Source organism: Bradyrhizobium erythrophlei, from assembly GCF_900129505.1.
Classification (GTDB): domain Bacteria; phylum Pseudomonadota; class Alphaproteobacteria; order Rhizobiales; family Xanthobacteraceae; genus Bradyrhizobium; species Bradyrhizobium erythrophlei_D.
Window position 1 is genome coordinate 3,702,974 of record NZ_LT670818.1, and the last position, 14,500, is coordinate 3,717,473.

Consider the following 14,500-nt stretch of genomic DNA (forward strand, 5'->3'; position numbering starts at 1 on the left):
AATGCGTTCGATCGTTTCGATGAGCCTGGCCGCCTGCGCCATGGCGGTACTGAGTTCGCCGAGCTTTGCCCAAACCCCGGCTCCGGCGGCGCCGCCGGCGCAACCTGCAGCAGGCGGAACGCCCGACGCGATTCCCTTCGACATTCCCTATGGCCAATCGATCGGGCTCGAACGCGCCAAGCAGGTGATGGCCGCGGCCGAAGCCGAAGCCAAGCGCCGAAACTGGAAGATGAACATCGCCGTGGTCGATACCAATGGCGAGCTTGTCCATTTCGAGCGGATGGAGGGTGCGCAGATCGCAGGCGTTGGGATCTCGCAGGGTAAGGCCCGCACCGCGGCCCGTTATCGTCGGGAGTCCCGGGCGTTCTACAATGCCTATGAAACCGGCCACGCCTATACCGGCACGCTCGATCCGACCCTGGTCGCGAGCCCCGGCGGGTTTCCGCTGGTCGAAGCCGGCAAGCTGATCGGCGCGGTGGGCTGCAGCGGCGGCACCGGCGATCAGGACGCCGCGATTTGCAAGGTCGGCGCCGAGGTTGTGAAATAGCGCGACACCTGTGCCGGACGCGGCACAGCGTCCTTCACGCTGCTCCGCAGAGCGGGGATCAACACCGACATATGGACCCCGGATCAGCAGCGCACCGCAGTGGCGTTGCGCTGCATCCGGGGCATACCCCGGTCGCCGCGCCGCAGTAGCGGCAAATTTGTCGGCCGGCGCAACAATTCGGTTCCAAAATCGTTTGATGCACGAAAGCCGGCTCGACAGGCCGGCAGGGATCCGGAGTACGTCCATGTGGCTATTGTTGCTGGTGCCGTTCGTCGGCCTGCTGTGGGTGCCGTTCTACAATTTCCTGGAGCCGGCACTGTTCGGCTTTCCGTTCTTCTATTGGTACCAGCTGGCATGGGTGCCGGTCAGCTCGCTGTTGATCTGGCTGGTCTATCGCAGCCGCGCTTCCGACGAAGCGCCCTGAGAGGGAGGCTGCATCATGGCCGATCGGATCGACTGGGTTGCGCTTGCGGTCTTCCTGTTCTTCTTCGCCCTCGTCACCGTGATGGGCTTCCTCGCCGCGCGCTGGCGATCGGGCCCGGTCAGCGCGCATCTCGACGAATGGGGTTTGGGCGGTCGGCAATTCGGCACCTGGATCACCTGGTTCCTGGTCGGCGGCGATTTCTATACGGCCTACACCGTGATTGCGGTGCCGGCGCTGGTCTACGCGGTCGGCGCCTTCGGCTTTTTCGCGCTGCCTTACACGATCATCGTCTATCCCTTCGTGTTCGCGGTCATGCCGCTGCTGTGGAAGACGGCGCATGCCAACGGCTATGTCACCGCCGCGGACGTGGTCCACGGCGCGTACAATTCGCACGGCCTCGAGCTTGCGGTTGCCGTCACCGGCATGGTCGCCACCATGCCCTACATCGCGCTGCAGCTGGTCGGTATGGGCGCGGTGATCAAGACCATGGGTCCGACCGGCGATTTGCCGATCATCGCCGCCTTCATCATTCTCGCGCTCTACACCTATAGCTCAGGCTTGCGGGCGCCGGCGCTGATTGCCTTCGTCAAGGACACCATGATCTATATCGTGGTGCTGGTCGCGGTTGTAGTAGTGCCGGCGAAGCTCGGCGGCTATGGCGCGGTATTCTCCGCCGCCAATGATGCGTTCGTGGCCAAGGGCGGCGACACCGGCCTGACCTTGAAGCCGTCGCAGATGCTGCCTTATGCGACGCTGGCACTCGGCTCGGCGCTGGCCGCGTTCATGTATCCGCATACGCTGACCGGAATCTTCGCCTCCAAATCGGCCGACACCATCCGGAAGAACGCGATCCTGCTGCCAGCCTATACGCTGCTACTGGGCCTGATCGCCCTGCTCGGCTACATGGCCCATGCCGCCCATATCAAGGTGACCTCGAACAATGATGTGGTGCCGGTACTGTTCCAGACGCTGTTTCCGTCCTGGTTCGCGGGCTTCGCGTTCTCGGCGATTGCGATCGGCGCGCTGGTGCCGGCCGCGATCATGAGCATCGGTGCGGCCAACCTGTTCACCCGCAATGTCTGGAAATCCTATGTCGATCCCGGCATCAGCCACGCCGGCGAGGCGGCGGTCGCAAAAATTGCCTCGCTGGTCGTCAAGTTAGGCGCGCTCATCTTCACGCTGTTCCTGCCGGTGCAATATGCGCTCGATTTGCAGCTGCTCGGTGGCTTGTGGATCCTGCAGACCTTTCCGGCGCTGGTCTTTGGATTGTTCACGCGCTGGTTCCGCGCCGAAGGCCTGCTGTTGGGCTGGGCCGCGGGGATTCTCTGGGGCTCGTGGACCGCGTGGGACAACGGGCTGAAGCCGCTCGCGACCATCGATCTCGGCGGCGCCAGTTATGTCTTCTATGTCGGGCTCGGTGCATTGATTCTCAACATAGCCGTTGCGGTGATCGCGACCACGGTCGTTGGGTTGATTTCGCCGGATCGCAGCCGCGCAGCGGTTCGGCCATAGGCACCGTCTGATCTTCCTAGATCTTCTCCGCAACAAACCGGTTGCGCAGCGTGCCGATGCCGGTGATCTCGATCTCGACGACGTCGCCCGCTTTCAGGTCGGGGGAGGCGCCATCGGTGCCCATCCAGATCACGTCGCCCGGCCACAGCGTGAAGTATGTCGTCAATTCGACGATGAACGGCTTGATGCCGAAGATCATGTCGTTGGTGCGGAAGCGGCCGGTCTCCTTGCCGTTGACCTTGACGATGGTTTCCATGCTGTCGAGATCGACCTCGGTTTCGATCCATGGTCCCATCGGCTTGAAAGTGTCGGCATTCTTGGATCGCCACAGCCCGCGATCGGCCTTCTGCCAGGTGCGCTCGCTGACATCGTTGCCGATGGTGTAGCCGAACACGCAGGACATCGCGTTGGCGTCGGTGAGATGCTTTGCCTTCTTGCCGATCACGACCACCAGCTCGCCCTCATAGTGGATCTTCTCGGTGGCGGTGGCCGGGATCACGACGTCTTCGTCATGCGCGATCAGCGCATTCTGCGCGCGGTAGCCGATTTCGGGGCGGTCGGGCACGTTGGGCACCTCGCCGCGCTTGTCCGCGGCTTCCTTGAGATGCTTGAGGTAATTGAGGCCGACGCAATAGAAGGTGCGCGGCATGACAGGCAGTTCGATTTTGACCTCTTTCAGGGCATGCGTGCGCTGGGAGCGCTGCCATTCCCCGAGAGGATCGCCGCTGACCGCAATCACGCGGTCGCCTTCGACGATGCCCCAGGAGGTCTGCCCATTCGCGGTGAACTGAAGCCAGCGCATGCTTTATCCTTATTGGTTTATTCCGCCGCGGCCTGCGGCTGCGTTTTCCAGGCGCCGGCTACGGGGCGCGGCAGACCCAAATTTTCGCGCAAGGTCTTGCCGGCATAATCGCGGTGAAACAGGCCGCGACGCTGCAATTCCGGAACCACGTGACGGACGAAATCCGCATACGACCCCGGCACATAGGTCGCGGCGATGACAAAGCCGTCGCAGCCGCGGCCGACGAACATCTCCTCCAGTTTGTCGGCGATCTCCTTTGGTCCGCCGACGACCGCGTCCGCGGTCTGGCCGCGGCCGGAGAAGGTGACGAAATCGCGCGCACTCGGGTTGGTCTTGCCCGAGGTCTTGAGCACGCCGTCGCGGATGCCGATGATGCCCTGCATGCTCTGGAGTTCTTCGGTCGTCAGCGGCTCGTCGATGCCCTTGGAGGCGAAATCGTAGTTCAGTCCCTCCGACAACAGCGACAGCGCGTCGATCTCCAGCGGCAGCTTTTCGATCAGCGCCATCTTGTCCTCGGCCTCGGATTTGGTCGCGCCACAGACCGGCGTGGTCAGGTTGCAGAGAAACATCTGGTCGGGATCGCGGCCAGCCTTGGCGGCCTCGTTGCGGACCGCGTCATAGCCTTGTTTGGCGCCGGCCAGATTGCGCGCGGCTGTGAAGATCACCTCGCCCCATCGTCCGGCAAAGCGCTGGCCGCGGCCAGAGGCGCCGGCCTGGATGATGACGGGATGGCCCTGGCTCGAGCGCGGCACCGTGAACGGGCCGCGCGACTTGTAGAAGGCGCCATGATGGCCGAGGCGCTTGACCTTGGTCGGATCGGCGAACCGGCCGCTCTTCTTGTCGATCAGCAGCGCGCCGTCTTCCCAGGAATCCCAGTGGCCGAGCACCACTTCCATGAATTCGTCGGCGCGGTCATAGCGGAAATCATGGTCGAGATGGGCATCCTTGCCCATGTTGTGGGCTTCGCCGTCGTTGACCGATGTCACCACGTTCCAGGCCGCGCGGCCGCCAGTCATCAGATCGAGCGTGGCGAAGCGGCGCGCGACGTCGAATGGTTCGTAATAGGTGGTCGAGCAGGTCGAGGCGAGGCCGAGATTTTCGGTCGCCATCCCCATCGCCGTCAGCACGATGACCGGGTCCATCTTGACGCAGCGGATGCCGTATTCGACGGTGTGGGCGTGGTCGTCGCCGTAGCGATCCGGCATCGCCAGCCGATCGTCGAAAAACGCCATGTGGAATTTTCCGGATTCCAGGATCCGCCCGATCTCCTGATAATAATCCGCCGACATCGAATCGTCGCGCGATTCCGGATGGCGCCATGAGCTCGGCAGGTTGGTGCAGTTCTGCGCCTGCAGGAAGCCGACCAGTACCATTTGCCGCGTCATGCTGTTCTCCCTGTGCCCGCCGGATGCGAAATCACCCGAGATCGAGTTCGGCGGTCAATTTGTATTCGCCCGCGAGCGCGCGCAATTTGTCCCAGGTGGCGTCTTCGATGTCGATGCCGGACGACCGGCGCTGCTGCTCCCGGAGATATTCGACCTCGCCCGGATAGAACACGCCGGTCGAGCCCTCCGAGGGCGGCGTCGCCTTGAGATAGCGCGCGAATTCGGCGACCTCTTTCTTGAAGTCCTTCAGGGGGCGGAACGCGGCGACGTTGAACACCGCCATGAAGCAGCCGTCATTATGCCGGCCGGTGGGTTCGACGCCGAAGCCGAGGCCGGTGAGGAGTCCGCAGAGCACCTCGACCATCGCCGCAAGGCCGCTTCCCTTGTAGCCCTCGGTGCCGCCGAGCGGCAGCAGCGCGCCGCCCTTGCGGAATGCCTTGGGATCGTTGGTCTGGCGTCCCTCGCTATCGACGATCCAGCCTGTCGGAATCTCCTCGCCGCGGGCGGCGGCAAGCTGGATCTTTCCGGCCGCGACCGCCGACGTCGCCATGTCCAGATAAAACGGCGCCTCGAGGTCCGACGGCACTGCGATCGAGATCGGATTGGTGCCGAGCCGCGCTTCGCGGCCGCCGAACGGCGCGACGTGTTTTGGCGAGCGGCCGGAATCGGCGGTGGCGATGCCGATCATGCCCTCGCGCATCGCCATCATGGGATAGGCGGCAAGCCGGCCGACATGGCTCTGGCGGAACACCGTGCAGGCCGCGACATTGGCGGTCCTGGCCTTCTCGATCGTGAGCGCCATCGCCTTGGCGTTGACGTGGAAACCGAAACCCCAATGGCCGTCGATCACGGTCGTGGTCGGCGATTCCTGCACGATGGTCCACTTCGCGCCGGGCACGATATGGCCGACCTTGATGCGGTCGATATAGGTCGGGATCGCGATCACCCCGTGCGAATCATGGCCGGCGAGGTTGGCGTTGACGCAGCCGATGGCGACGGCATGTGCTTCCTCCTCCGACGCGCCCGCCGCTCGAAGCAGCGCCGCGCCAAGGCGCGTCAGAGGTTCGGCCTGCACAAGCGGCATGGGGTTTCCTCAAGGGCTTAATGCCCGCGCGGGAAGCGGGTCTTGCTTGTTGTCGCCGGCATGGTCTCAAAGCGATCGCCTGTTAGCAATGACTTCAACTCAAAATCTTGGGTGCAATGCAGCGCCCACGTCTCGCTGCCTCCCGGCGACCGGTGGCGGCGCGGGCGATCGCGCCTGGCCGACCCGTAATTCTTCGGAGTTTTTCGCCTCGATATTCGTAGGCCATTTACTCTGAATCGCGACTTATTCCGGCCAATAACCGCGATTTAGGCCTCATTCGCGCAAATTCCCAGGGATTGGCAAGAATTGCCGAAGGGGTGCTAGTGGTTTTGGAGACGAACATCGCGCGTACGTTTGCGGCGTTGAGTGCAACCAACGAAGCAATTCTGTATGCGAAATCACCGGAGCAGCTATACCGTCAGGTCTGCGAAGCCGCATTTTCCAGCGGGGACTTCCTGGCGACGGCGATCTTTTTGCTCGAACCCGCCACCAACATGCTCCGGGTCGCCGCCGGCTTCGGCGACGACATCAAGCGGCTGCGCGCCATCGATATTTCGATTGCTGCGGATACCCCTGAGGGAACTGGGGTCTGCGGACAAGCCTTTCGCGACCAGAAGACCTGTATCAGCAATGACTACCTCAACGACCGCCGGTCGCTGGCGTGGCGGGAAGGGGCAACCGTGGCGCATATCGGCGCGGCGGCGGCACTGCCGCTAACCTGCGGCGGCCGCAGCGTCGGCGTACTCCTCGTCACCCAGCGCGCCGCTGGATCGATCACCGAACAGGTTGTCTCGCTTCTCGATCGGATGTCGGCGAACATTTCCTATGCGCTCGACAATTTCGAGCACGAGGCTGCGCGCAAGAGCGGCGAGCGCGCCCTGCGAAGGCTGAACCGGATGTTCGGCGCCATCAGCGCCACCAACGAGGCGATTCTTCGCGCCAAGACCAAACAGGAACTCTACCGGTTCGTCTGCGATGCCGCGGTTCACAGCGGAAAATCCGCCGCCACCGTGGTCCTGCTCGCGGAACCGAATTCGATCTGGCTGAAACCGGTCGCTGGAACCGGCGAAATTGTCGAACAGCTCAACCGCACGCGCTTCTCGATCGACCCCGGCAATATTTACGGGAACGGCATCTGCGGCAACGCCTTCCGGACGCAGAAGGCCTGCGTCAACAGCGACATCCTAAACTCGGCGCAGGCCCGACCGTGGCAGGAGTTGGGACGCGAAGTTGGCGTCACGGCCGGCGTTGCGCTTCCGCTCACAAAGGCCGGCAACAGCATCGGCGTGCTGCTGTTCCTGATCGGCAAATCCTGGGCCAGCGACGACGAGGTCATCGCGCTGATGGCGCGCATTGCGGAGAACGTGTCGGTCGCGCTGGAAAATTTCGATCGTGCCGACGAAAAGGCCAAAGCCGAAAGACAAAAGGATCGTCTGGCTGGCATGCTCGAGGCGCTCAGCGCGACCAACGAAGCGATCATGCGGGTCAAGAGCCGGGCGGAGCTGTTCGACGCGGTGTGCCATGCTGCGGTGCTCGGCGGAACGTTTACGTCCGCCACGCTGGCACTTGCGGAGCCCGGCGAAGAATTTTTGCGGATAGTCGCGACCAAGGGCACCGACTACGAGCGGATGCGAACCAAGCGCTTCGTCATTTCCGCCGACCTGCCCGCGGGGCGCGGACTGACCGGGACGTCGTTCCGTACCCGGCAACCCTGCATCATCAACGATTTCCTCGCGGATGAACGTACCTCTCACTGGCATCAGCAGGCCAGGGAAGACGGTACCCGGTCCGGCGCGAGCTTTCCTCTGCTGCAGAGAGGCGACAGGGCGATCGGCGTGCTTTTGTTTATCTCCCGTGACCGCGATGCCTTTACCGACGACCTGGTGGAGCTGCTGGCGCGACTGGCGGAGAACGTTTCATTCGCACTGGACAATTTCGACCGCGCCGACGAAAAGGCGAGGACCGAGGAACAGAAGGAACGGCTGACGCGAATGTTCGCGGCGCTGAGTGCGACGAATGAAGCCATCATGCGGGCCAAAACCCGCGCCGATCTGTATGAACTGGTATGCGTGGCCGCGTCGGCCGGCGGAAAATTCACTTCCACGACCATAGCGTTGCCTGTTCCCGGCAGCGATTTCCTCGACAACGTGGCCGCGGCCGGACCGACCGCGGAGACGACACGAAACGTCAGGCTCTCGATCTGCGCCGATCGTCCCGAGGGACGCGGACTCGCCGGCACGGCATTCCGCACACGGCAGCCCTGCATCAGCAATGATTATCTCGCCGACCAGCGCGTCAGTGCATTTCACGACATCGTTCGCGGTGATGGGGCAAAATCAGGCGCCGCATTTCCATTGATGGTTCGCGGGCAGCCAGTCGGCGTCATGATCTATCTGTCGGCGGAGAGAGATACGTTTGCGCCTGAATTCGTCGAGCTCCTGCAGCGGCTGGCCGAAAACGTGTCGTTCGCACTCGAGAACTTCGACCGCGCGGACGAAAAAACCAAGGCCGACGAGCGGATCGAGTACCTTGCGTCGCACGACAGCCTGACCGGTCTACCCAACAGGGAAACGTTCAACGAGCTGCTGCGTCATGCGATCGAGGCCGCTTTCCGCCACCAGCGGCAATTTGCAGTGCTTTTCATCGATCTCGACCGGTTCAAGGTAATTAACGATTCGCTCGGGCATGACGTCGGCGACATTCTGCTGATCGAGATAGCCGGCCGGCTGCGCCAATCGCTGCGTGCGAGCGATGTCGTGGCGCGGCTCGGCGGCGACGAATTCGTCGTCATCCTCGAGGAAGCTGCGGAACGCGATGACGTCGAACGCATTGCCCGTGATGTGTTGTCCGGTCTCGGCCAGCCGTCGCAATTGAGCGGCCATGAGTGCCACACCACTGCCAGTATCGGCATCGCGATGTATCCTTCCGACGGCGTCGATGTGCAGACGCTGACCAAGAATGCCGATATGGCGATGTATCTCGCCAAGGAAGACGGCAAGAACGGCTTCCGTTTCTTTACCAAGGAAATCAAGGCCCAGTCGATCGAGCGCCTGACGCTGGAAAGCGCCCTGCGCCGCGCCCTCGATCGTAATCAGTTCGAGCTGCATTATCAGCCGAAGGTAGATATGGCGACCGGGCGGATAACCGGCGTCGAGGCGCTGTTGCGCTGGACGCATCCCGGCCTCGGCGTGCTGCCGCCCATGCAATTCATACCGCTTGCGGAAGAAACCGGCCTGATCGTTCCGATCGGCCGCTGGGTTCTGAAGGAAGCCTGCGTGCAGAACATGGCTTGGCAGGGTCGCGGGCTACCGCCGATATCCATGGCGGTCAATCTCTCGCCGAGGCAATTTGCCGACGAACATCTTCTGGACGATATCGATGAGGCGCTGGTCGCGAGCGGCATGTCTCCGATGCTGCTGCAGCTGGAGGTCACCGAAAGCATGGTGATGCGGAATGTCCCCCGGGCGGTCAAGGTGCTCGACTCGATCCAGAGCCGCGGCATCCGTCTTGCGATCGACGATTTTGGAACCGGCTATTCGTCGATGTCCCTGATGAAGCAATTCCCGATCGACACCATCAAGATCGACCGTTCATTTGTTCGCGACCTGCCGAACGACACCGAGGACCAGGCTATCGCCCAGGCTATCATCAGCATGGGCAAGGCTCTGGGGATGACCGTCGTCGCCGAAGGCGTCGAGACCGCCGAGCAGGAGGCATTCCTGCGCGATCACGCCTGCGATGAAATGCAGGGTTACCTGTTCAGCAAGCCGCTCCCTTCGCTGCAAATGGCCGATCTGCTTCGCTCCGCGCCTCGCATGGTATCTCCACCGCTTCAGCCCAGTGCAGAAGGTCCCCCGGGAAAACCAGCTCCGCGGCCAAATCAGAAAAATGCCGCGACGGGGCGCTGATGGCTAGAGCGTTTTCGAGCGAAGTGGATACCGGCTCGCGTGAAGAAAACGCGTCAAAACAAAAACCTGGAGCCCGGTTCAGATCAATCAGAACCGATCAGGCTCTGGGCCGGGTCCGAGTGCCGCGCATGGCCCGGGAAATCGCCGGCCCAGGGCAGCGATGTCTGGTCGGCGAGGCAATTCAGAAAAACCTTGGCGCCATCGGCGAGCGTAGAGCCGTTTGGCAATTCCAGGCGGGCGCTCCAGTCGGCCGGCATCGGTTGCTGGAGGCCGAGCACCTCGAACGCCGATCCCCACCACCATGCCGGGGCGGCCGATCTGTCTTGCTCGGGGACGGCACGCCAGTGCGCGAATTCGCGTACCGCACGTTCGAATTGTACATTGGCGACTGGATGCATCGAATTCTCCCCGGAACCTCGATGATACACGCATTTTGATGCGAGCCAAAGCGCAGACGACGGCACGCATCTGAGCGGCCCGTTCACCTTGCAATAGGGTTCGGACGTAGTGAAGTTCCGAAAGGTGCAGGTCTAGCCGCTGTAATTTATGCTGCCGGAGGCAACGGCCCTACGTTCTCAGCGGGTGGGCCTTTTGATGCCAGGCCCAGGCGGTCCGGATGACGGCCGCCAGATCCGAATGCTGCGCGCGAAAGTTCAGGGTCTCGCGTGCCGCAGCAGGGTTGGCGACCAGATAGGTCGGATCGCCCGCTCGCCGCGGCTTGACGACATGAGGCACCTTGCGACCGGTCTCTGCTGCGATGGCGGAGAGAATCTCGCGCACCGAAAAGCCCGTGCCGGTGCCAAGATTAAAGGCGCCGCCGGCATGTCCCTGCATCAAGAGCTTCAGCGCCTCTACATGCGCCGTTGCCAGATCGGTGACGTGGATGTAATCGCGGATCGCGGTGCCGTCGGGCGTGTCGTAATCGTCGCCGAACACCGCGAAATCCCCGACATGGCCCTGCAGCGCCATCATGGCACGGGGAATGAGATGGGTTTCCGGATCGCGCAGTTCGCCGATTCCGCCGGCCGCGTCGGCCCCGCTGGCATTGAAGTAACGCAGGCAGAACGCGCCGAGCCGGTAGGCGCTGCGGTAATCCGCGAGGATGCGCTCGATCATCCATTTCGAAGCGCCATAGGGATTGATCGGTTCGCAAGGGTAAGTTTCGCTCAGGGCGTTGCTGTCGGCGTTGCCGTAGACCGCTCCGGTGGATGAGAAAACCAGGCGATGGCAACCCGCGGTGCGCATCGCATCCAGCAGCGACAGCGTACCAACCACATTGTTCCGGTAATATTTCTGCGGGTCCACGACGGATTCGCCAACCAGGCTCGCGGCCGCGAAATGCATCACCGCGACGATCTCGTGCCGGGCGAAGGCGCCATCGAGGGCGGCTTTGTCCAGCAGATCGCCGGTCACGAGCGGTCCGCCGACGAAACTGCGATGACCGGTCGAGAAATTGTCGAAAACCACGGGCTGGTAGCCGGCTGCGCGCAACGCGCGGCAGGCATGCGAGCCGATATAGCCGGCGCCGCCGGTGACCAGGATGGCCGGACCCTCACTCATATTGCAGCCTCATAACCCGCGGCCGGTGCCGCGGCTCTTGTTGAATAGCAGAAACAGCGCGCGCGGGTTGGTGGTAAAATAGCGCCAGAACAGGCGGCGCGGTTCCAGCCAGATCCGCCAGGCCCATTCAAGCCCGATGCTCTGCATCCACAACGGCGCGCGAATTCGGCTTCCCGACAGGAAGTTGAACAACCCGCCCGATGTCTTGATGACGCCGACATTGGAGAGCTGCGGCGTAAAATCCTCGACGAAGGACTGTTCGTAGGGAACACCGAGCGCCACCCACAGATAGTCCGGTGCCAGCGCGTTGATTTCGGCGACCTTGTCCCGCAGCGCTTGCCCCCTCAGATAGCCATGCGATCGTCCGACGATCCGCAAGCCGGGATACATCCTCCGGACGGTGCCGACCGCTGCGGCATTTTCCGCCTCGTCGGCGCCGAACATATAGAACGTCAGCCCCGCCGCTTGCGCCTTGCGCGCAACGACATGGAACAGGTCGGTGGTGGCAACGCGTTCCGGCAGCGGCGCCCTGGATTGCAGCCGCGACACCGTAACCAGCGGCTGACCGTCGGCGTTGATGAGATCGGCGCCACGGAACAACCGCCCCGTCATCGGCTCGGTCGCGCAGCGCGCCAGCACCTCGCCATTGGCCGAGGTGAGATACAGCGGACGGTCGATCCGGCGTGTCGGAAACACCATGTCGATCATGAAATCCGCGGTCTGCTCGATATCGAGCACGGCGAGCCGCAAGCCGCCCAGCGAGATTCGCGGGATGTTGGCGGTAGCGGCCCTTCCGACCGGATTGGCACGACGATCACGCATATTGTCTGCCTCGCTGGCGTTTGACGGCCGCGGGGGCGAGCTCGTTGAGGACGACGCCGACCAGCTTGCGCTCAGCGCCGCCGAGGGCCGCGATGACGTCTTCCATGCTGTCGTTGATGTCGAGATTGACCGGCAGGATCGCGATCAGGCCGTCGGCGACATCGATCGGCTTGCGGTCGGGCGCGGCCCAAGCCATCGCGGGCCCGTCGAGAATCACAAGATCATAGCCGCCGGCGGAACGCGCCTGCGCAATCGCCTTGCAGATGGCTTCGCTTGCCTTGGCGCCGGGCTCCCTGATCGCGGGCAGGATCGAGATGCCGTTGGTGGTCTTGATCGCGCGCGAAGCCTTGCTGCCGATGCTGAGCCAGCCGAGACGGCTCGGCTCGCTGGTGCCGAGGCCGCTCACCCTGTCCGAGAGCCCATGCGCTGCCGGATCGGCGTCGATCATCAGCACCCTTGCGCCGTCGCGTGCAGCCGCCAGTGCCACGTTCAAAGCGGCGATGTCCCGGTCCTCGCCGGCGCCGGCGCCAATTACGGCGATCACCGGCATGGTATTTCCGGGGGAACGCCGTGACACGGCCGCGCGCATCTCACGCATGGCATTGAGGAAGCCCATCAGCGGCACGGCCGCGCGCAGGGTTGGCCAGCCCACCCGCGTCAGGTCGGGGATCCCGCCCGTCCTCAGTATTCCGCCAAGCGTTCGCATCACGTCGGATTCCTGCAGGCGTGCGATCACCGGCTTTTCGACCGCTGCCAGCGCCGGCTGCGGCCTGGATCGAGCTTCAGGCGCTGGTTTCGACGGCGCCGGCGCTTTTTTGTCCGAGCTCGCCGGCTGCGGTTCGCCGGTGTCGGGCGACAGGCGATCGGTTGCGACCACCCAGGCGGAGGCGGCCAGCGCGCCCAACGTAAAGCCGATCATCGCGATCACGCTCATGGCCGGCGGGAACGAGCGGCGCCGCGGCACGGTGGCTTCTCCGATGATGCGCGCGCTCGAGGTGTTGAGGGTCTCCTGCTCCTCGGTTTCGCGCGAGCGCTTGAGGAAGGATTGATAGACGTCGCGGTTGGCGTCAACATCGCGTTCCAACTCGCGAAGCCGCACCGAGGCCTGGCTGAGCTGAACGCTCTGGCGCTTCTGGGCGTCCAGCGCCTTGCCGAGCGAGGCTTCGTAATCGCGGGCGCGAGTCAGGTCGTTTCTTGCCGACTGCGCGAAGCGTTCGACTTCCTCATTGATGGTGCGGCGCAGGTCGTCGACCTGCTTCTCCATCTGCCGCAGCGACGGATGCCGCGGCCCCAATTCGCCGGTGAGTTCCGCGTAGCGCTTGCGGGCTTCGGCATATTGCGCGCGCAGATTGGCGATGGTCGGCGATTGCAGCGCTTCCGGAATGGCGCCGGCGTCGGTCGCGGCGCGGCGGCTCGATTCGATCTGGTCGTACCGGGCCTGCGCATCGAGCGTCAGCGCGTGTGCCGCGGCGAGCCGCTGGTTGCTCGACGATAGCTGCTGATCGCTAATCGCGGTGTCCTGGGACCCGACGAAATTGTTCTGTGCCTTGTAGGTGGCGAGCGCGTTTTCCGAGTTGCGCAGCCGTTCCTGCAATTCCTTCAGCCGGCCCGACAGATCGGTGGTCGCCCGCCGCGCGGCAGTAGCCTGCGACTTCTTCGATTCGGCGAGATACGCGCTTGAAATTGCATTCGCGAGCATCGCCGCCTTGGCCGGGTCATGCGACCAGACCTCGACGTCGACGATGAAACTGCGATCGGTCTTCTTGACATTGATGTGGCGGCTGAGGATTTCCAGCGCCGCCGTCTCGCCGAGCTTGGCTTCCGCGGCGGAGCGGAAATCCAGCCCGAACAGGGCGAGCAGGGACGCCAGCACGCTCCTGGACTCGCCGCCGAACTCCGGATCCTTGTCGAGATGAGTGTCCTGTATCGCACGCAGCAGGACGCTGTTCGAAGTGATCAGGCGCGCCTGGCTTTCGACCACCATGGCGAGGCCGGAGAGATCCTGGGTGCGCGGCGTGAGCTCGCGGTCGACCAGTTGCAGTTCGCGGGGATCGACATAGAGCTGCGCGGTAGCGGAATATTTCGGCGTCAGGCTTTTGCCGATCGCGATCGCGGCGCAGGCGCAGATCAAGGCAGCCATCGCGATCGCTATTCTCTGTCGCCACAACAGTCGGGTGAGCTCAAGCACGCTGAAGCCCTTGGGGTCCCGCGGCGATGCCTGGCGGTCGTCCGGCCTGGCCTGAACTATCGGTTGGTCGTAGCTAAGCATGGGCCCCAGCTTCCATTCGAACTGCCGCACGCATCGGCTGAGGGGTTACTCTTCGGGTTACGCCACGCGCGCGCCGTTTCGGCATGGAACCAACGCAACAGGAAAAATTAACCATACTCACGGAGGGACTATTCACGGAAATCGGAAAAAAAGCGTTTAAGCGCCTGCGCATAGCGGCCTCTTCGCT

The 14,500-nt window shown here is 63.4% G+C and carries 11 protein-coding genes; 4 read left to right on the forward strand and 7 right to left on the reverse strand.

From position 1 onward, the window contains the following. Position 1 precedes the first annotated feature (1 nt). From B5525_RS17075 to mctP, 3 genes are all read left to right on the forward strand, one after another. Positions 2 to 547 (forward strand): GlcG/HbpS family heme-binding protein, encoded by a 546-nt coding sequence (locus B5525_RS17075; protein WP_079567056.1) that lies wholly within the window; start codon positions 2 to 4, stop codon positions 545 to 547. Between the two features lie 244 nt (positions 548 to 791). Next, the gene (locus B5525_RS17080; protein WP_079567057.1) at positions 792 to 971 is read left to right on the forward strand and encodes a DUF3311 domain-containing protein; all 180 of its coding nucleotides are present in this window, start codon (positions 792 to 794) and stop codon (positions 969 to 971) included. Positions 972 to 986: 15 nt separating this feature from the next. Next, positions 987 to 2,483, forward strand: coding sequence for a monocarboxylate uptake permease MctP (mctP, locus tag B5525_RS17085; RefSeq protein WP_079567058.1), 1,497 nt, complete (start codon positions 987 to 989; stop codon positions 2,481 to 2,483). A 16-nt stretch (positions 2,484 to 2,499) separates the two neighbouring features. Here mctP and B5525_RS17090 read toward each other — a convergent pair whose 3' ends face one another. The 3 genes from B5525_RS17090 to B5525_RS17100 are packed head-to-tail and all read right to left on the reverse strand — an operon-like array spanning position 2,500 to position 5,754. Further along, complete coding sequence (locus B5525_RS17090) at positions 2,500 to 3,285, reverse strand: fumarylacetoacetate hydrolase family protein (protein ID WP_079567059.1); 786 nt, start codon at positions 3,283 to 3,285, stop codon at positions 2,500 to 2,502. A gap of 17 nt (positions 3,286 to 3,302) precedes the next feature. Further along, complete coding sequence (locus B5525_RS17095) at positions 3,303 to 4,670, reverse strand: LLM class flavin-dependent oxidoreductase (protein ID WP_079567060.1); 1,368 nt, start codon at positions 4,668 to 4,670, stop codon at positions 3,303 to 3,305. Positions 4,671 to 4,701: 31 nt separating this feature from the next. After that, positions 4,702 to 5,754: an Ldh family oxidoreductase gene (locus B5525_RS17100; protein WP_079567061.1), complete on the reverse strand. Its 1,053-nt coding sequence runs from the start codon at positions 5,752 to 5,754 to the stop codon at positions 4,702 to 4,704. 329 nt (positions 5,755 to 6,083) lie between these two features. Between B5525_RS17100 and B5525_RS17105 the strand changes: the two genes are divergently transcribed. After that, the gene (locus B5525_RS17105; protein ID WP_079567062.1) at positions 6,084 to 9,662 is read left to right on the forward strand and encodes a bifunctional diguanylate cyclase/phosphodiesterase; all 3,579 of its coding nucleotides are present in this window, start codon (positions 6,084 to 6,086) and stop codon (positions 9,660 to 9,662) included. Between the two features lie 83 nt (positions 9,663 to 9,745). Here the strand turns inward: B5525_RS17105 and B5525_RS17110 are convergent, their stop codons facing one another. From B5525_RS17110 to B5525_RS17125, 4 genes are all read right to left on the reverse strand, one after another. Then, positions 9,746 to 10,060: a hypothetical protein gene (locus B5525_RS17110; protein WP_079567063.1), complete on the reverse strand. Its 315-nt coding sequence runs from the start codon at positions 10,058 to 10,060 to the stop codon at positions 9,746 to 9,748. A 169-nt stretch (positions 10,061 to 10,229) separates the two neighbouring features. Beyond that, on the reverse strand, positions 10,230 to 11,222 hold the full coding sequence (gene galE / locus B5525_RS17115) for a UDP-glucose 4-epimerase GalE (RefSeq protein ID WP_079567064.1): 993 nt from the start codon (positions 11,220 to 11,222) through the stop codon (positions 10,230 to 10,232). 9 nt (positions 11,223 to 11,231) lie between these two features. After that, positions 11,232 to 12,044, reverse strand: coding sequence for a WecB/TagA/CpsF family glycosyltransferase (locus B5525_RS17120; RefSeq protein ID WP_079567065.1), 813 nt, complete (start codon positions 12,042 to 12,044; stop codon positions 11,232 to 11,234). Next, positions 12,037 to 14,313, reverse strand: coding sequence for an exopolysaccharide transport family protein (locus B5525_RS17125; protein WP_079573461.1), 2,277 nt, complete (start codon positions 14,311 to 14,313; stop codon positions 12,037 to 12,039). The genes B5525_RS17120 and B5525_RS17125 overlap by 8 nt, the downstream gene beginning before the upstream one ends. Positions 14,314 to 14,500 lie beyond the last annotated feature (187 nt).